We start from the raw sequence: 20,185 nt of genomic DNA, 5'->3' as shown, positions 1-20,185 counted from the left end.
ATGAGAAACCTGACCGCTTATCAAGAAGTCAAGCAAAAGATCACCGAGGATCTGGTCAGGGGTCGATATCCTATGGGGCAGGCATTGCCTGCTGAAAAGGATTTATCAAAAGAATTAGATGTATCCATAGGAACCCTGCGCAAAGCGGTGGACGAGTTAGTTGCGGAAGGTATCGTAGTTCGTCGCCAAGGCAGGGGCACCTATGTTGTTGAGCATGATCTCAAAAGACTGTTGTATTACTTTTTCCATGTCGTTAAACACGATGTTGAAAAAAAGGTTTATCCCAAGGTTGAGTTAGTCTCTTTAAATACTGCTACCGCTAACAAAGAAGAGGCCAGTAAATTACAAATTAAAGAGGGCTCACCCGTTTGGAGAATTACCAATCGCCTTTCATTGGAAGGGCAATGCGTCATGATCGATCAGATCACGCTGGATAAAAAGCGGTTTAAAGATTTAACCCGTGCGGACTTTATTGATCGCAAGGGCAGTATTTATCAAATGTATCAGATGGAATACGGTCAGACTGTGGTTCGTAGTAGTGAACGTCTACGTGCGGGACTTGCAGGCAAGCAGCATGGAGAATGGCTTGGATTAAATCCAGACTTCCCAGTGTTAATTATTCGAAGGGTAGCGCTTGGTATTCAGGATGAGCCCTTGGAGTGGCGTGTATCGACTTTAAACACTGCTCATCACGAGTACTTCAGTGAGCTAGTAGCTTAGTTTTATGCTGACGACTACGCGGAAAAATATTCCAGGGCTTCTAGTTTGTCTTGTCATCGCTATGTCTACCAGCTTTCTTTCTGAGAATTATGGTGGGCCGCAATTGTTATATGCCTTATTGATCGGCTTATCACTTCATTTTTTATATCTCAATGAGACGGTTAAGCCGGGGATTGATTTCTGTGCAAAAACAGTTTTACGTTTGGGCGTTGCATTCCTTGGAATTCGCATTACATTTTCGGATATCGGGGCCATCGGATTGAATACCGGATTGATGGTAATCCTTGCAGTTGCAGCCACGGTATCTCTGGGCTTTTTCCTCGCGAAGCTGTTAAAGCTCTCACCAGACTTTGGTTTGATTGCCGGTGGATCTGTTGGTATTTGCGGTGCTTCAGCTGCTTTGGCAGTTGCGTCAGTGCTGCCAAAATCAAAAGAGAATGAGCGCTTTACTTTGTTGGTGGTGGTTGGTGTTACCGTACTCTCCACTATTGCAATGGTGGTGTACCCCTTCGCTCTACAGCTGCTCAACATTACCTCATTACCTGCAGGCATCTTTCTAGGCGCTACTATTCATGATGTAGCGCAGGTAGTTGCAGCGGGTATGTTATTTGGGCCTGAGGCAGGGGATGTAGCTACGGTTGTAAAGCTATTCCGAGTTGCACTTCTTCTGCCGGTGGTTTTGTTTATTTCTATTTTCTTTGGCGCTGAGAAATCGTCTCAGCGCTTGGGTTGGGGTAGCCTACGCCTGATACCAACATTCCTATTAGGATTTGTGGCGCTCTCAGTTGTTGCATCCATGCAGATTTTGCCAAGCTCTATTACGCACTCTATTGGTGGCGTTTCCCGCTGGATGTTGGTGATTGCTATTGGTGCGGCTGGATTAAAGACTAATTTTCAAGAGCTGGCTAAGTTAGGCTGCCAGCCTGTAGTGATGCTAGTTGTTGAGACTATATTTATTGCGGCAATCGGATTAATCTTTATTACAAGTACTTTGTAATTACTTAAGCGTAAGAATCCTCAAACTCTGCCATCTTGATGGTGGTCATCAAGAACAGAATTCTGCGCTGAAAACTTTTACGCTCAATCACATTTTCATGAGGCAGTTGATCATGCTCACGCAGAAGCTGGGTAATGATGGGGTTATAGTGTTCGCGTGCGGGGGACATCTGGCTTCCTTGGTAAAAAATCGTATTGAAGATAATTTACCAAGGGATCTATGCATTCACAACGAACATATAGCGATACCTAAATTACTTTTAGGTATATGGCTTAGCTTACTTTTCTACAAAAGCCCGTTCAAATACATAGTCACCTAATTGACCAAGGCTGGGCGAGACTTTAAAGCCTTTTGAATCGAGCATTTCAGCAGTTTCCTTCAGCATTGAGGGGCTGCCACAGATCATCGCGCGATCTACTGCTGGATCTAGTGGGGGCAAGCCAATATCTTTAAAAAGTTGGCCGGATTCAATAGCGGTCGTTAAACGGCCAGTGTGCTTGAAAGCTTCGCGAGTCACGGTTGGATAGTAAATGAGTTTTTCTCGAATAATTTCACCAATGTACTCATCTTGAGTGAGTTCATTCTTGATGTAATCGCCATAAGCCAGTTCGCTCACTAAACGAACACCATGTATCAATACTACCTTTTCAAACTTATCGTAGGTATCGGGGTCGCGAATGATACTCATGAAGGGCGCTAGTCCTGTGCCGGTGCTAAAAAGGTAAAGATGCTTGCCTGGATTTAAATCATCAATCACCAAGGTGCCAACGGATTTCTCGCTCACCAAAATCGGGTCGCCTACTTGAATCTTCTGAAGGCGTGAGGTGAGGGGGCCATCTTGAACCTTAATGCTTAAGAACTCCAAATGCTCTTCGTAATTTGGGCTCGCCACACTATAGGCGCGTACTAATGGCTTGCCTTCAACCTCTAAACCAATCATTAGAAAATGGCCACTACGAAAGCGTAAGCCCTTATTTCTGGTGGTGGTGAAGCTAAAGAGGGTGTCGTTCCAGTGATGAACGGTAAGAACGGTTTCAGTATTGTAGGCTGCCATAAACGCTTAAAAATGAGGTTTAAAGTTTAATTATCCTCATTCTTGGGATAGCTCTATAGATATAAAAGTATTTAGCTTATAAAAAGGGATTCTTTTACTTATAAACACCAAGCCCATAAGATCCTCTTATACCTATTTGAAGGAAGTCTTATGTCCATAAAACCAACAAGCGAAAAATCTTTATTTTTAACTTTAGCTAGAGTTTTGCTGGGTTTGGCTCTTTTGAGCTTGTCTACTCATCTTGCCCTAGAAGGCGCTAGCTATCTTGAGGTTCTTAATCAGAACGGCCTTAATCAATTTCATGCCTTTGGTTTATTAGTCTGCATTAGTTTTTTTTCAGGAGTGTTTTTGATTGCTCAGCATGTACTCGCTCAGGATCGGGCTGAGGTAGATGAGGAATTTGAAAGAGCCGTTACTTATTGATTGACGCAGGCTGATGGCCTATCCATGCATAGTGACCCTCCAGAATTTAGCGTCTAACTCTAAATTCCAATCTCTTCTTGTCAGCAGCCTTTAGGGGGTTAAACAGAAAGCTTCTATATATCAATAAAGATATATAGATTCAACATTTAATTATTTGTTGAAATATGACTATAACTAGACAATGTACAGGCTATGTACAAATATGACCATATTGACCAAACGCTAGTAGACCAGCGGGTTACCCAATTTCGAGACCAGGTTGAGCGTCGCCTTAATGGCACTCTCGCTGAAGAAGAATTCCGCCCACTTCGGCTTCAAAACGGGCTCTACCATCAGCGCCATGCTTATATGCTGCGCGTTGCCATTCCATATGGTTTGTTAAGTGCAAAGCAGTTACGAACCCTAGCGTTCATTGCGGATAAGTATGACCGTGGTTATGGCCATTTTACGACTCGTCAAAATATTCAATTTAACTGGGTGGAGTTAGAGCAGACTCCGGACATCTTGGCTGAGTTAGCCAAAGTAGAGATGCATGCGATTCAGACATCAGGTAACTGTATTCGCAACATTACGAGTGATGCCTTTGCCGGAGTCGCGGCCGATGAATACGTCGACCCCAGACCCATCTGTGAATTACTTCGTCAATGGTCAACACTTCATCCAGAGTTTGCGCACTTGCCACGTAAGTTCAAGTTTGCCATTAATGGTGCCAAAGAAGATCGCACTGTATTGCTTTGTCATGACGTTGGCATTGAGCTCCAGAAAAATCCCAGCATCAACCATGGTGAGTTGACAGCAAATATCTATGCTGGTGGTGGTATGGGCCGTACTCCGATCCTGGGTTCACTCATCAAGCAGAATGTTCCGTGGCAGGTTCTACCTAGTTACCTAACTGCACTCTTGCGCGTATATAACCGCTTTGGTCGACGTGACAATATCTACAAGGCTCGGATCAAGATTTTGGTCAAGGCTTTAGGCCCAGAAGAATTCGCACGGCAAGTGGAGGGTGAGTGGGCTCAACTTCATAATGCAACTAAGCAGGGTAAAGATAACTTTACACAAGCTGAGTGGGAGCGTGTCGCTAAGCACTTTACTAAGCCAAACTACAAAATACTTTCAGTATTAAGTGATGAGCAATTACAGTCTCATGCTCAATCCAAGTTAGATGCCAATGAGAAGATTGCATTTACTCGCTGGTTGGAGCGCAACGTCAAGCCACACCAAGTGCCTGGCTATGCCTGCGTTATTCTGTCGCTCAAGCCCCATGGTACTGCTGCCCCTGGCGATGCCACTAGCGCTCAGATGAATGCCATCGCTGACTTGGCCGACCAATATAGTTTTGGTGAACTGCGCGTAACACATGAACAAAACTTAGTTTTAGCTGATGTGGAGCAAGCAGAGTTGTTGAATCTTTGGCGAGCGGCAAAAAATTACAATCTTGTACTGCCTAACATTGGCTTACTCACAGATCTCATCGCCTGTCCCGGTGGTGACTTCTGCTCGCTCGCTAACGCTAAATCGCTCCCGATAGCTAAAGCTATACAAGAGCGATTTGATGACTTGGATTATTTGCATGACTTAGGTGATATTAGTTTGAATATTTCTGGCTGTATTAATTCCTGCGGCCACCATCATGTCGGCAACATTGGAGTTCTAGGTGTCGATAAGGATGGCGAAGAGTGGTATCAAATTACTTTAGGTGGAGATCAAGGTAATGATGCCTCTATCGGCAAGGTCATTGGACCTTCTTTCTACGCTAATGAAATTCCGGATGTGATGATCAGCATCATTAACACTTATGTAGAACAACGCTCAACTGACGAACCTTTTATTGAGACCTATCGCAGATTGGGTGTGATCCCATTTAAGGAAGCCGCCTATAAAAATAATGGCAAACACTCCAAGGGCGCAGCGGTCTAATTACAAAAACACTATGAATCAAAAAATTATTTATTACCCTAAAGACGGAAAGCCAACCGTGATTGCCAATGAGTGGCAGGTATGGGATGGCGAGCGCGATGAAGGCGGCATTCCAGATTTAGAGCATGGATTTCATAAGGTTCTAGTGCCATTCCACTGGTGGATTACGCATCACAAGAACGCTGATGTAGCCGGTAGAGCAGGTAAAGGCGAGATTGGTGTTTGGTTCGCAGCCGACGATGACATTCTGAAGCACCCTGAAATCATTGAGGAGGGTAAATCACTCTGGCCGGTGGTTGGGGCACATTTCCCTATTTTCAGAGATGGTAGAAGCTTTAGCACTGCTGCTCTTCTAAGAGACCGCTTTGAGTGGCAAGGTGAGGTGCGTGCCATTGGTGATGTCATAATTGACCAGCTTCTACAAGGTGCGCGTGTCGGCTTTGATGCTTTTGAACTGCGCCCAGATCAAAACCTCGAGATTGCTCTCAAACAGTTTGATCTTTTTTCGGTAGTTACGCAAAACAGCTGGCGCGATCAACGCGCAACCATTGCCTAAGCATCTCAGAGAAATAGTGAATGTCTACAACGAATACTCCAGAGCTTGGTAAGGTTTTTTTGGTCGGGGCGGGCCCTGGTGCTGCAGACCTCATCACTTTGCGTGGTGCAAGATTATTGGCGCAGGCAGATATCGTATTTCATGATGCCTTGGTGGATCCAACAATGTTGGAGCTTTGCCCTCAAGCAACAAAGGTAGCCGTAGGTAAGCGTTGCGGCAAGCTCTCTTCCGCGCAGCATTTTATTAATAAGCGCTTAGTAGATGCGGCAAAAAAGCATCAAATCATTATTAGGCTAAAAGGTGGCGACCCGATGATGTTTGGTCGTGCTGATGAAGAAATCCAAGCACTCAAGCTAGCTGGTATTGAAGTGGAAGTCGTGCCTGGCATTACTGCTGCTTTAGCTGGTGCTGCTTCTATGCAGCAATCACTCACCTTGCGAGGCGTTAGTAGAAGTGTAGCTTTTGTCACTGTAGCGCAAGGACGAGTCCTAGGTGGCGACAATCATTCAAAATCAGAACATGCCCCTCTGGCGCAACCCAATGCAGATACCTTGGTGTATTACATGGGGCGTAAAGATGCAACAAGTATTGCTAAGCAATTAATTGAGGGTGATACCAAGCACGACGATATGACGCCTGTCCATATTTTAGAGGCTGTCAGTACTAAGAATGAACGTCATTGGTCCAGTACCCTTGCTCAATTAGCTAATGGTGAAGCAAGTGAGTGGTTTAACACCGCTTCACCAGCATTAATTATGATTGGCGAAGCGTTAAGACAAAAGCCACAAGTACTGTCCTCAGACTTAGATGGTTCTTGCAGCGTACTCAATGATGGACTGCAAAACAGCATCGTCCTCACCAACTGCCGGCGTAGCGCTTAAAGTAATTTCAGGAAATTTTTTACGACAAGCGGCGAGTAGGACGGGAAAGTCATTACGTAAGTGGCCGCCTTGCCCAAAAAATACGGGCAGAACCGTAATCTGTTTGGCCCCCTGAGATACTAAAGAGCCTATAGCTTCCTCGAGGCTCGGCGCCATCATCTCCAAAAAAGCGAGCTCAACAACTATATTGGAATGCTGCGCTACCCATTTTTCCTTTAATCGGTCAAATGGTTCGCGCCAGCGAACATCACGGGCGCCGTGGCCAAATAAAATGAGGGCTTTCATGCAATCCTTCTGATTGATATTCTTTTATGTTTCAAAGCTTACCCTGAATTTCACTGAGTGTCTTTAATGCCATGATAAGAGGGTGATTGCCTTTATAACGAACGAGACATTTGAGATGGTCATCACTTGCTGTTAAGGGTAGACTGTGACATTCTCCCCATCGGGCTTTAGCAATGAACACCTTGACTCCAAAATCTATTGTTGAACGTGGCGCTTGGTATGTCCTTATTCAAGCAATTCTGATTGGCTTGATTTTATTCGGCCCTAGGGGGCCAGATTTACTGACTTCCGAGCCTCTTAAAAACATCTTTATGTCGTGTGGTATTTCGGTTGGCCTGATGTCAATCTTGGTGATGCTTATTGCTGTGATTAATCTTGGTAAAAATCTTACCCCCTTGCCATGTCCAAAAGATAATTCGCAATTAGTGCAGTCTGGCCTCTATCGTTATGTTCGCCACCCGATTTATTTTGGGGTGCTTCTGGCAGCACTTGCTTGGTTCCTGATCTTCCCTGGTGCGTATGTTTTGGCTTATGCAATTGCCTTATTTGTATTGTTTGATATCAAGGCAAAAAGGGAGGAGATTTGGCTGGTTGAACGATTTCCTGCATACAAAGATTATCAGCAAAGAGTTAAAAAGTTGATTCCAGGCTGCTATTAGTATATATTTATATATAATGTTATTAAATGTAAATAAAAGGAATTTAGATGAAAACAGCCCATGATTTAGTTACCCTTGCCAAGAGCAGCATCAAAGAAGTTAGCTTGGCTGATGCACCGCAGGCAATTCAGAATGCAGATATTTTGCTAGACGTCCGTGAGGCGGATGAGTATGCAAGCGGGCATATTCCTGGTGCCATCCATATGTCGAGAGGGATGCTTGAATTTAAGTTAAGTGGCAATCCGGCACTCAGTGCTCGAGATTTAAAGATTGTGCTCTATTGCAAGACAAGTGGAAGGGCGGCCTTGGCTGCAAAAGCATTGCACGAGATGGGATATCAAGATGTTCAATCAATTAGTGGCGGATTTGATGCTTGGAGCGAAGCAGGTAACCCAACTGCAAAGCCTGAGCCCGTAGTATTTGAGTAATCTTTGTAATATTAAAAGCCATCATTTAAGGAGTTCATATGAGTGAATCCCCATCAGTGAGACTAGTTCAACAGTCTGATTATCAATTTGCTATTTATTACAACGAGGAACGTGATCCGGTTTATGGCGATGAGCCGCCACCCCTTGGAAGGTCTCAAGGTGCTACGCCATCTCAGTTTTTATTGGCTGGTGTAGCCAATTGCTTGTCTGACTCCTTGCTATTCGCTTTAAGAAAGTTTAAGCAAAATCCGGAGCCGATAGAAACCAAGGCGCGTTGCGAGATTGGTAGAAACGAACAAAACCGCTTACGCATTCTGGCGATCTACGTTGATATTCATATTGGTGTTCCAGGTGCAAATCTAGAAAACCTGGATCGAGTATTGGCTCAGTTTCAGGACTTTTGTACCGTATCTTCTAGTGTTAGCCTGGGCATCCCAGTTAATGTGACAGTGATCGACTCTAATAATCAGCAGTTATATCCAACGATATAAGGCTTTCCTTTGATTTGGGTCAAAACAGTCTCCTTTTGAAAAGCCTAAAGTGGTATTAGGAAATTTCAAAGGAGATAGAGATGGTCTTATTTAAAGAATTGTTTGGCACTTTCGCTGGCCAGCTCAGCTTGGCAGTAATATTGTTCATCATTGGCATGGCAGTATTTTTTGTCCGCATGTTCTTAAAGAAGATTGCTGCAGGCGAATAAATAAAAGCAAAGCCAGGCAAGCAAGAAAAAAGCCGCAGAATTTAATTCCTGCGGCTTTTTTGATTTCTAGAAATAGAGTTTGAGCTAATTACTCTTCTTCGCGACGCAAGTGAGGGAACAAAATCACATCCCGAATATTAGGTGCGTCAGTTAGTAGCATGACTAAGCGGTCAATGCCGATACCGCAGCCACCAGTTGGAGGCATGCCATATTCCAGCGCACGAATGAAGTCATGGTCAAAGTACATCGCCTCTTCATCACCTGCTTCTTTTTGTTCCACTTGCTTGCGGAAGCGGTTGGCCTGATCTTCGGCATCATTTAGCTCGGAGAAGCCATTGGCAATCTCACGTCCCGTGATGAACAATTCAAAGCGTTCAGTAATGCCAGGACGTGTATCGGATTCACGAGCGAGAGGGCTGACTTCGATTGGGTAATCGATAATGTAAGTTGGCTCCCAGAGGTGTGACTCGGCAACCAATTCAAATAAAGCAAGTTGCAAGGCGCCAATACCGGCATTCTTCAGGGTTGGGGAATCTGGGTTCTCGCCACCTTTTTTCAATTCAGCACGAATAAATGCGGCATCTTCCAGTTGGGCTGGCTCATAGCTCTTATTGGATTGGCCGCAATATTTCAGAATCGCTTCGGTAATCGTGAGGCGCTGGAAAGGTTTGCTGAGATCAAGTTCACGACCTTGATGGTTCAGAACGGCAGTACCTTGCGCATCAATTGCAGCAGAGCGAATTAAGTTCTCCGTAAAATCCATCAGCCAACGGTAATCGGTATAGGCTGCATAGAATTCCATCATCGTGAATTCTGGATTATGACGTGGGCTAACGCCCTCGTTACGGAAGTTACGGTTAATTTCAAAGACACGCTCAAAACCACCTACTACCAAGCGCTTCAAGTAGAGCTCTGGAGCAATGCGCAAGAACATTTGCATATCCAAAGCATTGTGGTGCGTAATGAATGGCTTAGCGGTAGCACCACCAGGAATCGGGTGGAGCATCGGTGTTTCAACTTCCATGAAGTCCGCATCAAGCATATGGCGACGCAATGAGGCAATCGTATTACTACGCGCTCTGAAAGTATTACGGCTCTCTGGGTTCACAATTAAATCAACATAGCGTTGACGATACTTGGTCTCTAAATCTGAGAGTCCATGAAACTTATCTGGAAGGGGGCGCAATGATTTGCTGAGTAAACGCAGATTGCTACATTCAACGGAGAGCTCACCCTTATTGGTTTTAAAGAGATTGCCTTCAGCAGAGATAAAGTCGCCCATATCCCAGTGCTTAAATGCACCATGAATATCGGCACCACTGATTTCATCATTGATATAGAACTGAATCTGACCGCTACGATCTTGAATGGTCGCAAAACTAGCCTTGCCCATGACGCGCTTGAGCACCATACGACCTGCAACCTTGACATGCACCTTCTTGGCGGCTAATTCTTCTTTAGTGAGGATGTCATAGTGAGTATGAAGATCTGCAGCTAAGTGGGTCGGTACGAAGTCATTTGGAAACGCCACTCCGCCTTCGCGTAACTTGGCTAATTTCTCGCGACGCTCGGCAATGATGTGATTTTCATCAACAGCTTCAGTGGCTGCCACTTGGTTAGGATTGGAGTTCACTTGATCGTTCATATGTAATATTAATAACTGGAATAGGGGGAATGAATCAAACGCCTTGTTTCAGGCTGGCTTCAATAAAGGCATCAAGATCGCCATCCAATACTTTTTGTGTATTGGAAATCTCAACGTTGGTACGTAAGTCTTTGATGCGGCTTTGATCGAGCACGTAGGAACGGATCTGGTGACCCCAGCCCACATCAGTTTTGCTTGCCTCAAGCTTGTCTTGCTCTGCACGACGCTTTTGCATCTCATGCTCATACAAGCGAGATTTGAGCATCGTCATCGCTTCAGCTCTATTGCGGTGTTGGCTTCGATCATTCTGACACTGCACCACAATGCCAGTTGGAAGGTGGGTCAAGCGAACTGCAGAGTCGGTTTTATTAATATGCTGACCACCCGCACCAGAGGCGCGATAGGTGTCAGTACGAATATCTGCTGGATTGACATCAATCTCAATCGAGTCGTCAATCTCTGGGTAAACATAGATACTGGCAAAAGAAGTATGGCGACCGTTTGATGAATCAAATGGGGACTTACGTACCAAGCGATGCACACCAGTCTCTGAACGGAGGTGGCCGTAAGCATACTCACCATCTACTTTGATAGTGGCGCTCTTAATGCCAGCAACGTCACCATCAGATTCTTCCAGAATTTCTGTTTTGTAGCCTTTACGTTCGCAATACTTGAGGTATTGACGGAAGAGCATGCTCGCCCAGTCGCAAGCTTCTGTGCCACCTGCGCCTGCTTGAATATCAATAAAGCAATTACAGGAATCCATCTCGTTATGGAACATACGGCGGAACTCAAGATCATGAATGATCTTGCTGTAGCTCTCAACATCTTGCTCAATAGCGCCAATCGTTTCAAAATCACTTTCTTCTTTGGCCATGTCGAACAGTTCGATGGCACCAGTGATATTGCTATTTAAATCGGTGAGGGTGGCAACAACGCCATCAAGCAATTTCTTTTCTTTGCCGAGGGCTTGTGCTTTCTTTTGATCATCCCAAATGGTGGGATCTTCAAGAATAGAGTTAACTTCAGTAAGGCGTCGTGACTTTACTTCGAAGTCAAAGATACCCCCGAAGTGCTTGCTCACGGGTGAGCAGATCGGACAAGGTATTTGAAATAATATTGAGTTGTTCGGCTTCCATCCCCTAATTATAAGGGGGTTATTGCAGATCAAGCCTCGTCGTGGGCCTCAACCATGAGTTGTACGCGAGCTTGACCCTGAAAGCGGTCAGTTACTAGGCGATAGGCCAGCTTGGCCTTGGCTGGCAAGGGCTGAGTCCGGTTGAACCAAACGCCGGCAAATGGTTTGCTGGCTAACTGGCCATCCCCAATCGGACGAAGCTGTAAGCGCAGATGTTTTTCTTTCATGAGGCTTTGTTGTCCGACCTCAAATTCCCCATAAAAAATGGGCTGAGGAAAGCCCTGACCCCAGATTTCTTCGGCAAGAAGATCGCCCGTTTCTGGTGTGAACTCAGAAAGATCGAGGGAGCCATCATGAATATGGCGACGCTCTAACAGTTCATCATTCAGTAATTCATTGGCAACATTTTGAAAAACTGCATCAAACTTTTCAAAATCCGCTTTTCTAATACTCAGACCCGCTGCCATGGCATGACCGCCAAATTTGAGAATCAGACCTGGCTCACGTTTAGAAACAATATCTAAAGCATCGCGTAGATGAAAGCCTGTCAACGATCTGCCGGAACCACGTAATTCTTCTCCGCTAGCACCATCAGCAGGGGCAAACACAATTGCAGGGCGATTAAAACGTTCTTTGAGGCGGGATGCCACGATACCAACTACGCCTTGATGCCACTCTGCATTCCAAAGACAAATGCTAGAGCGCTCGGCCATGGTGCCTGCCAGTTGATCTTCAGCAAGGTGGGCGAGGGCAGCTTCTTGCATGCCGCTTTCAATGACGCGTCGCTCGCGATTAATGCGATCTAGTTCGTATGCTAGTTCAATAGCCTCGTCAGGTTTATCGCTAAGCAATAAACGAATACCTAAAGTCATGTCTGCTAAGCGTCCTGCAGCATTAAGACGAGGTCCAATGGCAAAACCTAAATCAAAGGTATTAGCCTTACGAGGATCCCGTGTTGCGGCTTGAAATAGTGCTTGAATACCTGCTTGTGACACTCCCGCGCGAATACGCTTTAAACCATTGGAAACCAAGATGCGGTTATTGCGATCAAGTTGCGCCACATCTGCAACAGTACCTAAGGCCACAAGATCTAATAAGTTCTCGATTTTAGGTTGAGTCTCAGCAGTAAATTTTCCGCGCTTGCGAAGTTCTGCACGAAGAGCCACCAATAAATAGAACATCACCCCCACGCCTGCAAGCGCTTTGCTTGGGAATGTGCAGCCAGGCTGATTGGGGTTCACGATTGCAGTCGCTTTTGGTAATCGATCACCCGGTAAGTGGTGGTCAGTCACGATGACTTCCATGCCCAATTCGCGAGCTCGATCAACACCAGGTTCACTAGCAATACCGTTATCCACCGTAATGAGATATTTGGGTTTGGGAGTTTGCTGCGCAGCTAAATCCACCACCTCTGGTGTTAGTCCGTAGCCCATCGTAAAACGATTCGGCACTAAAAATTTAATGGGTGTATCTGGCCCACCCAACATCTTTAAGCCTCGGAGTGCAACAGCACAGGCAGTAGCGCCATCACAGTCATAGTCCGCTACCGCCAACATAGATTCCTTATGCTCCAGAATATCGGCAAGTAGGCTTGCGGTGCTAATACAGTTCTTTAGCTCTACTGGTGAGAGTAGTTGCTTAAGATCCAAAGAGAGTTCATCGGGTTTATCAATCCCGCGAGCCGCGTACAGTCTGGCTAGTAATGGGTGAAGGCCGCTTTGCTGAAGCCAGCTAGCCGTGCGATCAGAGAAAGGGCGCTGAGAAAATACACTCATGCTGAAATGATTTCTGACCAAGTTAAGGGTGCTGATTTTTTCCAGAAGGCCCAAGATTTTTTATGTAGGTCTTTAGCTGTAAAGATTCTGTGGCGGGTTTGACCCTTTGGAAAATCGATAATTTCAATCTCATGCAATTCTTGATTGAGAAGCGCTTTGCTTAAGTTATCCCAAATGCTCTCAGGGCGATCAATCCACGCAAAGGCATTCTGAAGTTTTGAGAAATCAAGTTCGTTCTGCTGGGAAATTCCAAGATACTTTGCCAATCCAGGTAGAAGGGCATGATCTCCATATATCTGATTTACTTTCTCAAACAATTGAGGAGTCTGAATATCCGCTAGTTTGCCGATGCCGCTAATCCACAGCGAGTTAATACCTGGGTATCCGCGTTGCTCCCGTTCTAGATTGACTGCGTCAATATGCCAGAGCATCTGAATTTCATTCTGGAGTTTGCGCCAGAGCTTGGCTATACCAATTTCACTGGTATCGCGTGGCATCCACCAATCGATATTGCGCCCGTGTGCTTGATCAATGGAGTGAGTGGCTAGACTGGCAAACGGCCCTGCTGGAATAAACCAATCACGCTGCCCTTGGAATAAGACTTTGCTACCAAAATCCTCTTCAATAAAGGGGAGGGCAACATTTAGTAATCCGGCAGATTCATTTTCAGTCAGATCTATCTGACTTTGTGCCATCAAAATCAAGTGATCCCGGGTAGCGTGCAGGTGCACCGGTTGAAGGCAGGCTATGGTTTCATTTGGATTGATCGTCAAGTCACTCTGACCTAATAGCAATATCGGAGCTATTGGGAGCCTGTCACCTAATAGAAACCGCTCTTGTGGCAGTCCACTTGGCGGGGTATTCTGGTCCAATCCAGCGTCAATAGCATCTTCACCTGACACCATCAGGGTAAAGCGTCGCAAAGCACTTACTGGGGAGGTCAAATTAGCAGTCATTCCCCTGATTTTAGGTGGCATTTACAGTTTCCATTGGTTGGCTCGTTTAATTCACTAAACTGTATGTATGTTGAGACTTCCTATTGAGCTAGAAATTGGCCTACGCTACACCCGATCCAAGCGTCGGAAGACCGTGGGTAAGCGTGATGGCTTCCTTTCTTTTATCTCCGGAATCTCCACGGCAGGCATTGCTTTAGGCGTTGCCGCCCTGATTGTGGTGCTTTCGGTCATGAATGGCTTCCAAAAGGAAGTGCGCGATCGGATGCTTTCCGTCCTTTCGCATGTTGAAATTACTGCCCCAGATGGTTTGGCCAATTGGGAGCCGGTTGCCCTCAAGGTCGCTGCTCAGCCTCACGTTGTTGGTGTCGCCCCCATGGTGAGCTCACAAGGTTTATTGAGTCGCGATAGTGTGATGCGTGGCGTCGCTATCAGAGGTGTGCTTCCAGGCGAGGAGGGTAAGGTTTCCGATCTACCAAAACAATTTGTTACCGGCAGCATTGAGGATCTCAAGCCAGGGACTTTTGGTGTTGCCCTAGGTGCACAACTTGCCAATATGGTTGGCGCACGTGTTGGCGATCGTATTAATTTGATCGTTCCAGAAAGTGATCTGACTCCTGCAGGCGCCATGCCTAGAATGCGAACCCTTCAAGTCGTCGGCATTGTGGATAGTGGCCATTATGAGTACGACAGCTCCCTTGCCATCATGCATTGGAAAGATGCCGCCGCTTTATTACGTTTACAGGATCCATCTGGTTTGCGCGTGAAGGTCGATGATATGCAACGTGCACCAGAGATTGCATCTGAGTTAGCCCAGGTTGTTCCGCAAGCATTATGGGTGAGCGACTGGTCACGCTCGAATCGGAATTGGTTTGCAGCAGTTCAAACTGAAAGGAAGATGATGTTCATCATCCTGACTCTGATTATTGCTGTAGCTGCCTTTAATTTGGTTTCTACCTTAGTAATGACGGTGAATGAGAAGCAGGCCGATATTGCCATCTTGAGAACGATGGGCGCAAGTCCAGGACTCATTCAGCGCATCTTCTTGGTACAGGGATTAGCGATTGGATTGCTGGGCTCTCTAGCCGGTGTTGGTTTGGGGCTCCTTATCGCTTTAAATATTGATGTGATTGTTCCCGCTATAGAGGCAATCTTCCGAGTGCGCTTCTTGCCCCGCGATGTGTACTTTATTAGCGAACTTCCATCCGATGTTCGTTTATCTGATGTTGTTACTGTGGGTCTTATGGCTTTCGGCCTCTCTATATTAGCAACCCTGTATCCAAGTAGACGTGCCGCTCAAGTTCAGCCTGCGGAGGCATTGCGCTATGAGTAATTTCAAGAATGAAAAAAACAGTGGTGTGATTCTGAGTGCATCCGACCTAGCAAAGACCTATGGCAAAGGACCAACAGCAGTTGATGTTCTTAAGGAAATTAATTTACAGGTAAACGCTTCCGAGAAGGTAGCCATAGTAGGATCCTCTGGCTCAGGCAAAAGTACCTTACTGCATTTATTGGGTGGTTTAGATACGCCTAGCGCAGGGATAGTCATCCTTGCTGGAGAAAATCTCCATCAATTGCCAATGAGAAAACTAGATCAATTGCGCAATCAGAGTTTGGGTTTCATTTATCAGTTCCATCATCTCTTAGATGAATTCAGCGCAGTTGAAAATGTCGCATTACCTTTACGTATTCGTGGGCTGAGTAATGAAGAGTCTATGGAACGTGCCAATACGATGTTGCATGCGGTCGGTCTAGCAAAGCGAGTTCAACATACCCCAGGTGAGCTATCTGGTGGTGAGCGTCAACGAGTTGCTGTTGCCCGTGCCTTAGTGGGTAATCCCGCTTGCGTCTTAGCAGATGAGCCAACGGGTAATCTCGATACTGAAACTGCCGATGGCGTATTTGATTTGATGTTAGATATTGCTCGTGAGCAGGGTACTGCTTTCGTGATTGTGACCCATGATCCTATTCGCGCTAAACGTTGTGACCGGATTTTGCATTTAGAGCGTGGAGTATTAAAGACCTTCGCCCAATGAGCGAGGTTAGTAAAGGGCTCGTATGGGTTGATACCCATTGCCACCTAGATGCGCCGGAGTTTTCAATCTCCCTTTCCGAGATTGTTTCAAGAGCGGCAGGTAAAGGTATTAAAGCGGTCTTACTGCCTACAGTTCAATCGTCTGATTGGCTTAAGGTTAGAGAGTTAGTAGACCAATTTAGTAATCAAATTCCAGGCTTGGTTTATACCCTGGGCATCCATCCACTATACATTAATCAAGCCCAAGAGAGTGATATCGAGATTCTTCAGAAGCAAATTGAGCAATCATTGAACGATCCTCGATTTGTAGGTATTGGTGAGATTGGCTTAGATTATTTTGTCGAGGGCCTTGACCCTCAGCGCCAAGAGTATTACTTTCATAAGCAACTCGATTTGGCTCAACAATTCCAGTTGCCAGTCATTTTGCATGTGCGCCGCTCACAAGATGCGATTCTCAAAGCCCTACGCAAAAGAAAAGTGCCTAGCGGTATTGCGCATGCATTCAACGGGAGCCATCAGCAAGCTGAACAATTTATTGAATTGGGTTTCAAACTGGGATTTGGTGGGGCGGCAACCTACGATAGGGCATTGCAGATTCGCCGTCTATTGCAGGATCTGCCGCTAGAAAGCATCGTCACTGAAACGGATGCGCCGGATATTCCCCCGGCATGGCTTAGGGAAGAGGGTGGGCAATTCAATGAGCCCGCTTTACTCCCCAGAATTGCTCAGCAATTAGCTGGTATTCGCGGTGTTAGTGAAGACGTATTTTCAAAAGTAGTTTGGCAAAACGCGATGCAGGTATTGCCCCGTTGGTCATTATTAATGGCTAACAAATTAAACCCACAGTCCGCCTCTTAAGAACTTGCGCATCAATATTGCGGCGTTCATCGCCGGGGGATCGCTTCTTCTAATTTTGCCTGCTGTGCCAGAGTATTGGCATTGGATATGCATAACAACCATCTTCATTTCTCTATCCAGCGTCTACATCAATCGCTTGTTAATTCAATATTGCTATGTAAGCAGCGCATTACTCACTACATGCTGTTTTGCTTTGGGATTTGCTTGGAATGCACATTACGCACAAAGTCGACTGACTCATGTTCTATCAATCGAGTATGAGGACAAGGATTTTGTTCTTGAAGGTAGAGTCAATGCCTTGCCACAAAGTTCTCCTGGTGGCGCTAAGTTTTCTTTTGAGGTTGATCAGGCATGGTTAGGCAAGGAGTCAATTGATTCATTTCCTACGCAGGTGTATTTAAGCTGGCAGCCAGCATGGCGTAACCCTCAAGATATCCCTCAAATTATTCCGGGTCAGCGCTGGGAGTTCAAAGTCAAAATGAAAAGGCCTTATGGGTCTCTCAATCCTTATACCTTTGATTTTGAGCGTTGGTCTTTTCATCAAGACTTAGGTGCCATTGGATCAATTAGGTCTGGCAAGTTACTACTTGAAAAAGATATTGGCATATCTGAGTTCGCTCTAGCCATGGAATATCAGCGTTGGAAATTAAGACAAAAAATTCAGCGTCTGCTTCCAGAGGGTGCACGTTATGGTGGGGTGATTGCAGCATTGGTCATGGGCGACCAAAATGCGATAGACCAAGAAGACTGGCGTGTATTTAATGCCACTGGTATTGGGCATCTCATATCCATATCGGGCCTTCATGTAACGATGCTGGCTGGCTTCGGTGCGATGCTGGCAACCTTTTTATGGCGTCGTAATGCTCTGCCGCTCTTAATACCTGTTGGTAAGTTTGCTGCAGCAGTTGGGTTTCTGACGGCATTTGTCTATGCGTGGTTGGCTGGATTTCAGATTCCAGCGCAACGAACCATGTATATGGTGGGAGTGGTCGCATTTGCTCTATGGTCAGGTAGAAACCCCCGATCATTTGATATCTGGTGGTGGGCTCTCTTTGTTGTTTTACTGATTGATCCAATGGCGCCCTATACACCGGGATTCTGGCTCTCATTTGGGGCGGTAGCGGCAATTTTGTTCGCCATGCAGGATTCAGATGGTTTATTGGGGCTACCCACTGGCAGAGAGCTGGAGCTTGGTTGGCGATATAGATTGTCTCAAGCACTTAAAGAGGCTTGTCGTATACAGGCCATTGTTACTATCGCACTTTTGCCATTAACTCTATATTGGTTTTATCAAGTCTCGATAGTTTCACCATTGGCAAATGCAATTGCCATTCCTGTGGTGAGTTATATCGTGACCCCTCTGGCGATTGCGGGCGCCTTATTGCCTGACTTCCTAGGTAAGTGGCTCTTAATATCGGCCCATGCCACGATGGATTACCTAGCTATCATGCTGGCTTGGATGGCTAATTGGAGATGGGGAGTAGTCTGGTCCAGTCAGCCGGCTTGGTGGGCAATAGTATTTTCAACTGTCGGCATCATCATGACGATTCGCCCTGGATCCATTCGAGAGAGTTGGTTTTCTAGAGTCGTCGGGCTCGCACTCACTACGAGTTTATTTATCCACCCAAGTCAAAATACTAATTTGTCTCTAGGTGAGTTTCGCGCAACTGTACTCGATATTGGTCAAGGTACGGCAGTCCTCATTGAAACTAGAACAAAGCGATTGCTATATGACACTGGACCCATTCAAGGAAAAGATAATGCAGGCCAAAGAATCATCCTGCCCTATCTGAGAGGGAGAGGGATTAATCATATTGATCGCATGGTGATTAGTCATAGTGATAGCGATCACATTGGAGGAGCCCCAACTCTTCTAAAAGAAATACGGTTTGACTCGATGATGGGATCCTTGCCGAGCACCAACCCATTGCTCGCAAATTTAGAGGGCAGAAAGATTCCTGCGATTCCCTGTCGCTTCGGTCAGCAATGGTCATGGGATGAGGTGGAGTTTCATATTTGGCATCCGCATGAGCTAACAGTTTTTGAAGATCAATACCCTAGGAAGCCTAATGAAGTTAGTTGTGTTCTGGAGGTTCGTAACACAAGCACTTCGTTCTGGTTAACGGGTGATGTGGAGAAGCAGGGTGAAGCCGATATCACTGAGCGCTTAACCCAAGAAGCACTCAATGACTTACAAGACAAGGCGCTGATATTTATGGCTCCACATCACGGTAGCAAAACATCCTCATCCCAAAATCTCCTAACCGCACTAAATCCCGATGAAGCATTTGCACAGAACGGCTATCGAAATCGTTATGGGCATCCACATTCAACAGTCACAGCCCGATATCAAAGTATGAATATTCCTTTCTATCAAACACCAAGCACTGGTGCGCAGGTTTGGGAATTTCCAGCTAAATCGGAGTTAAACCAGAGTGAGCCGATATTTTGGCGCCAGCATAGTCAGCGCCTATGGCATCGAAAAGGAGAGTAGATCAATATAAGCATATGTGATGTGTATGGTGTGTATAATTTAAAAGGGGATCGATGCACAGTAAAAAACTAATTGAGCTATTGACGAGTGACGGGTGGGTACTCAGTAGGATGAGGGGTTCGCATCATATCTTCATTCACAGAACAAAGGATGGGCATATTTGCATTCCTCATCCTAAAAAGGATTTGGGTCTTGGTTTAGTGGAAAAAATATTAAAACAGGCAGATATCAAGAGGGGTAATAAATGAAATATCCGATTGCAATTGAGCCGGGATCTAGCAAGGAAGCCTGGGGTGTCGTTGTGCCAGATTTGGCAGGCTGTTTCTCAGCTGGAGATAGAGATATTGATGAAGCTATAGAAAACGCAAAAGAGGCTATAGAGATTTGGATTGAGCTTGCTTTGGGGCATAATCAAGAAATACCAAAACCAAGCTCACTGAGGGAATTGCAAAAGCGGAAAGAATTTAAAGGGTGGGTTTGGGCAATTGTAGAGATTGATCCAGCATTGCTTTCTGATGAAATAGAGCGAATAAATATCACCCTTCCAAAAAGGGTATTGGCTAGATTGGATGCAAAAGCAAAAAAAGCCGGAGAAAACAGATCCGCATTCATTGCACATTTGGCATTAACTGCTTGAGTTGGCAATTGGAATCCTTGGGCACGC

The 20,185-nt window shown here is 45.6% G+C and carries 23 protein-coding genes; 16 read left to right on the top strand and 7 right to left on the bottom strand.

The window, feature by feature from the left end; genetic code table 11:
• Positions 1 to 720 carry a GntR family transcriptional regulator gene (locus FD975_RS06950; RefSeq protein ID WP_215301359.1) on the top strand — a complete coding sequence of 240 codons (720 nt, stop codon included), beginning with the start codon at positions 1 to 3 and terminating at the stop codon, positions 718 to 720.
• Between the two features lie 4 nt (positions 721 to 724).
• Positions 725 to 1,717, top strand: a complete 993-nt coding sequence (locus FD975_RS06945) for a YeiH family protein (RefSeq protein ID WP_215301358.1) — start codon at positions 725 to 727, stop codon at positions 1,715 to 1,717.
• Positions 1,718 to 1,721: 4 nt separating this feature from the next.
• On the opposite strand, the gene FD975_RS06940 is transcribed toward FD975_RS06945, so the two are convergent.
• A complete protein-coding gene (locus FD975_RS06940; protein ID WP_215304013.1) occupies positions 1,722 to 1,886 on the bottom strand; it encodes a hypothetical protein in 165 nt (54 codons plus the stop codon).
• 108 nt (positions 1,887 to 1,994) lie between these two features.
• On the bottom strand, positions 1,995 to 2,771 hold the full coding sequence (locus tag FD975_RS06935; protein ID WP_215301356.1) for a ferredoxin--NADP reductase: 777 nt from the start codon (positions 2,769 to 2,771) through the stop codon (positions 1,995 to 1,997).
• Between the two features lie 150 nt (positions 2,772 to 2,921).
• Between FD975_RS06935 and FD975_RS06930 the strand changes: the two genes are divergently transcribed.
• The 4 genes from FD975_RS06930 to cobA all read left to right on the top strand — a co-directional run bounded on the left by FD975_RS06930 (position 2,922) and on the right by cobA (position 6,551).
• The gene (locus FD975_RS06930; RefSeq protein WP_215301354.1) at positions 2,922 to 3,194 is read left to right on the top strand and encodes a hypothetical protein; all 273 of its coding nucleotides are present in this window, start codon (positions 2,922 to 2,924) and stop codon (positions 3,192 to 3,194) included.
• 192 nt (positions 3,195 to 3,386) lie between these two features.
• A complete protein-coding gene (locus FD975_RS06925) occupies positions 3,387 to 5,114 on the top strand; it encodes a nitrite/sulfite reductase (RefSeq protein ID WP_215301352.1) in 1,728 nt (575 codons plus the stop codon).
• 13 nt (positions 5,115 to 5,127) lie between these two features.
• The gene (locus tag FD975_RS06920; protein ID WP_215301350.1) at positions 5,128 to 5,670 is read left to right on the top strand and encodes a DUF934 domain-containing protein; all 543 of its coding nucleotides are present in this window, start codon (positions 5,128 to 5,130) and stop codon (positions 5,668 to 5,670) included.
• 20 nt (positions 5,671 to 5,690) lie between these two features.
• Complete coding sequence (gene cobA / locus FD975_RS06915) at positions 5,691 to 6,551, top strand: uroporphyrinogen-III C-methyltransferase (RefSeq protein ID WP_215301348.1); 861 nt, start codon at positions 5,691 to 5,693, stop codon at positions 6,549 to 6,551.
• On the opposite strand, the gene FD975_RS06910 is transcribed toward cobA, so the two are convergent.
• Positions 6,474 to 6,836: a sirohydrochlorin chelatase gene (locus tag FD975_RS06910; RefSeq protein ID WP_215301346.1), complete on the bottom strand. Its 363-nt coding sequence runs from the start codon at positions 6,834 to 6,836 to the stop codon at positions 6,474 to 6,476. The genes cobA and FD975_RS06910 overlap by 78 nt on opposite strands.
• Positions 6,837 to 7,009: 173 nt before the next feature.
• Between FD975_RS06910 and FD975_RS06905 the strand changes: the two genes are divergently transcribed.
• The 4 genes from FD975_RS06905 to FD975_RS06890 all read left to right on the top strand — a co-directional run bounded on the left by FD975_RS06905 (position 7,010) and on the right by FD975_RS06890 (position 8,623).
• Positions 7,010 to 7,495, top strand: coding sequence for an isoprenylcysteine carboxylmethyltransferase family protein (locus tag FD975_RS06905; RefSeq protein WP_215301344.1), 486 nt, complete (start codon positions 7,010 to 7,012; stop codon positions 7,493 to 7,495).
• 47 nt (positions 7,496 to 7,542) lie between these two features.
• Positions 7,543 to 7,923: a rhodanese-like domain-containing protein gene (locus FD975_RS06900; protein ID WP_215301342.1), complete on the top strand. Its 381-nt coding sequence runs from the start codon at positions 7,543 to 7,545 to the stop codon at positions 7,921 to 7,923.
• A gap of 38 nt (positions 7,924 to 7,961) precedes the next feature.
• The gene (locus tag FD975_RS06895; protein ID WP_215301340.1) at positions 7,962 to 8,414 is read left to right on the top strand and encodes an OsmC family protein; all 453 of its coding nucleotides are present in this window, start codon (positions 7,962 to 7,964) and stop codon (positions 8,412 to 8,414) included.
• A gap of 80 nt (positions 8,415 to 8,494) precedes the next feature.
• Entirely contained in the window at positions 8,495 to 8,623 is a 129-nt protein-coding gene (locus FD975_RS06890; RefSeq protein WP_215301339.1) for a DUF3149 domain-containing protein, read from the top strand.
• Between the two features lie 88 nt (positions 8,624 to 8,711).
• On the opposite strand, the gene lysS is transcribed toward FD975_RS06890, so the two are convergent.
• From lysS to FD975_RS06870, 4 genes are all read right to left on the bottom strand, one after another.
• Positions 8,712 to 10,268: a lysine--tRNA ligase gene (lysS, locus tag FD975_RS06885; protein WP_215301337.1), complete on the bottom strand. Its 1,557-nt coding sequence runs from the start codon at positions 10,266 to 10,268 to the stop codon at positions 8,712 to 8,714.
• A 34-nt stretch (positions 10,269 to 10,302) separates the two neighbouring features.
• A protein-coding gene (gene prfB, locus FD975_RS06880) for a peptide chain release factor 2 (RefSeq protein ID WP_215301335.1) occupies positions 10,303 to 11,407 on the bottom strand; the annotation gives its coding sequence in 2 pieces (ribosomal slippage) (positions 10,303 to 11,325 and positions 11,327 to 11,407; 1,104 coding nt in all).
• A gap of 28 nt (positions 11,408 to 11,435) precedes the next feature.
• On the bottom strand, positions 11,436 to 13,181 hold the full coding sequence (recJ, locus tag FD975_RS06875) for a single-stranded-DNA-specific exonuclease RecJ (protein ID WP_215301333.1): 1,746 nt from the start codon (positions 13,179 to 13,181) through the stop codon (positions 11,436 to 11,438).
• Positions 13,178 to 14,137: a hypothetical protein gene (locus FD975_RS06870; RefSeq protein WP_251371170.1), complete on the bottom strand. Its 960-nt coding sequence runs from the start codon at positions 14,135 to 14,137 to the stop codon at positions 13,178 to 13,180. The genes recJ and FD975_RS06870 overlap by 4 nt, the downstream gene beginning before the upstream one ends.
• A 67-nt stretch (positions 14,138 to 14,204) precedes the next feature.
• On the opposite strand from FD975_RS06870, the gene FD975_RS06865 reads away from it, so the two are divergent.
• The 6 genes from FD975_RS06865 to FD975_RS06840 are packed head-to-tail and all read left to right on the top strand — an operon-like array spanning position 14,205 to position 20,158.
• Positions 14,205 to 15,467: a lipoprotein-releasing ABC transporter permease subunit gene (locus FD975_RS06865; RefSeq protein WP_215301329.1), complete on the top strand. Its 1,263-nt coding sequence runs from the start codon at positions 14,205 to 14,207 to the stop codon at positions 15,465 to 15,467.
• Positions 15,460 to 16,170, top strand: a complete 711-nt coding sequence (locus FD975_RS06860) for an ABC transporter ATP-binding protein (RefSeq protein WP_215301327.1) — start codon at positions 15,460 to 15,462, stop codon at positions 16,168 to 16,170. Before FD975_RS06865 ends, FD975_RS06860 begins: the two co-directional genes overlap by 8 nt.
• The gene (locus FD975_RS06855; RefSeq protein WP_215301325.1) at positions 16,167 to 17,027 is read left to right on the top strand and encodes a TatD family hydrolase; all 861 of its coding nucleotides are present in this window, start codon (positions 16,167 to 16,169) and stop codon (positions 17,025 to 17,027) included. The genes FD975_RS06860 and FD975_RS06855 overlap by 4 nt, the downstream gene beginning before the upstream one ends.
• A 4-nt stretch (positions 17,028 to 17,031) precedes the next feature.
• On the top strand, positions 17,032 to 19,521 hold the full coding sequence (locus tag FD975_RS06850; protein ID WP_251371169.1) for a DNA internalization-related competence protein ComEC/Rec2: 2,490 nt from the start codon (positions 17,032 to 17,034) through the stop codon (positions 19,519 to 19,521).
• A 53-nt stretch (positions 19,522 to 19,574) separates the two neighbouring features.
• Entirely contained in the window at positions 19,575 to 19,769 is a 195-nt protein-coding gene (locus tag FD975_RS06845; RefSeq protein WP_215301323.1) for a type II toxin-antitoxin system HicA family toxin, read from the top strand.
• Positions 19,766 to 20,158, top strand: coding sequence for a type II toxin-antitoxin system HicB family antitoxin (locus FD975_RS06840; protein WP_215301320.1), 393 nt, complete (start codon positions 19,766 to 19,768; stop codon positions 20,156 to 20,158). Before FD975_RS06845 ends, FD975_RS06840 begins: the two co-directional genes overlap by 4 nt.
• The last annotated feature ends 27 nt before the right edge of the window (positions 20,159 to 20,185 follow it).

The sequence above is a fragment of the Polynucleobacter sp. AP-Jannik-300A-C4 genome (genome assembly GCF_018688335.1).
Lineage (GTDB): Bacteria > Pseudomonadota > Gammaproteobacteria > Burkholderiales > Burkholderiaceae > Polynucleobacter.
The sequence above is the reverse complement of the archived record's forward strand: the minus strand, read 5'-3'. Positions and strand labels throughout refer to the sequence as shown.

What these genes read in the sequence shown, in the direction of transcription:
- FD975_RS06950 (WP_215301359.1), top strand. Translation starts at nt 1, where the DNA reads ATGAGAAACCTGACCGCTTATCAAGAAGTCAAGCAAAAGATCACCGAG.
- FD975_RS06945 (WP_215301358.1), top strand. Translation starts at nt 725, where the DNA reads ATGCTGACGACTACGCGGAAAAATATTCCAGGGCTTCTAGTTTGTCTT.
- FD975_RS06940 (WP_215304013.1), bottom strand. Translation starts at nt 1,886, where the DNA reads ATGTCCCCCGCACGCGAACACTATAACCCCATCATTACCCAGCTTCTG.
- FD975_RS06935 (WP_215301356.1), bottom strand. Translation starts at nt 2,771, where the DNA reads ATGGCAGCCTACAATACTGAAACCGTTCTTACCGTTCATCACTGGAAC.
- FD975_RS06930 (WP_215301354.1), top strand. Translation starts at nt 2,922, where the DNA reads ATGTCCATAAAACCAACAAGCGAAAAATCTTTATTTTTAACTTTAGCT.
- FD975_RS06925 (WP_215301352.1), top strand. Translation starts at nt 3,387, where the DNA reads ATGTACAAATATGACCATATTGACCAAACGCTAGTAGACCAGCGGGTT.
- FD975_RS06920 (WP_215301350.1), top strand. Translation starts at nt 5,128, where the DNA reads ATGAATCAAAAAATTATTTATTACCCTAAAGACGGAAAGCCAACCGTG.
- cobA (WP_215301348.1), top strand. Translation starts at nt 5,691, where the DNA reads ATGTCTACAACGAATACTCCAGAGCTTGGTAAGGTTTTTTTGGTCGGG.
- FD975_RS06910 (WP_215301346.1), bottom strand. Translation starts at nt 6,836, where the DNA reads ATGAAAGCCCTCATTTTATTTGGCCACGGCGCCCGTGATGTTCGCTGG.
- FD975_RS06905 (WP_215301344.1), top strand. Translation starts at nt 7,010, where the DNA reads ATGAACACCTTGACTCCAAAATCTATTGTTGAACGTGGCGCTTGGTAT.
- FD975_RS06900 (WP_215301342.1), top strand. Translation starts at nt 7,543, where the DNA reads ATGAAAACAGCCCATGATTTAGTTACCCTTGCCAAGAGCAGCATCAAA.
- FD975_RS06895 (WP_215301340.1), top strand. Translation starts at nt 7,962, where the DNA reads ATGAGTGAATCCCCATCAGTGAGACTAGTTCAACAGTCTGATTATCAA.
- FD975_RS06890 (WP_215301339.1), top strand. Translation starts at nt 8,495, where the DNA reads ATGGTCTTATTTAAAGAATTGTTTGGCACTTTCGCTGGCCAGCTCAGC.
- lysS (WP_215301337.1), bottom strand. Translation starts at nt 10,268, where the DNA reads ATGAACGATCAAGTGAACTCCAATCCTAACCAAGTGGCAGCCACTGAA.
- recJ (WP_215301333.1), bottom strand. Translation starts at nt 13,181, where the DNA reads ATGAGTGTATTTTCTCAGCGCCCTTTCTCTGATCGCACGGCTAGCTGG.
- FD975_RS06870 (WP_251371170.1), bottom strand. Translation starts at nt 14,137, where the DNA reads ATGACTGCTAATTTGACCTCCCCAGTAAGTGCTTTGCGACGCTTTACC.
- FD975_RS06865 (WP_215301329.1), top strand. Translation starts at nt 14,205, where the DNA reads ATGTTGAGACTTCCTATTGAGCTAGAAATTGGCCTACGCTACACCCGA.
- FD975_RS06860 (WP_215301327.1), top strand. Translation starts at nt 15,460, where the DNA reads ATGAGTAATTTCAAGAATGAAAAAAACAGTGGTGTGATTCTGAGTGCA.
- FD975_RS06855 (WP_215301325.1), top strand. Translation starts at nt 16,167, where the DNA reads ATGAGCGAGGTTAGTAAAGGGCTCGTATGGGTTGATACCCATTGCCAC.
- FD975_RS06845 (WP_215301323.1), top strand. Translation starts at nt 19,575, where the DNA reads ATGCACAGTAAAAAACTAATTGAGCTATTGACGAGTGACGGGTGGGTA.
- FD975_RS06840 (WP_215301320.1), top strand. Translation starts at nt 19,766, where the DNA reads ATGAAATATCCGATTGCAATTGAGCCGGGATCTAGCAAGGAAGCCTGG.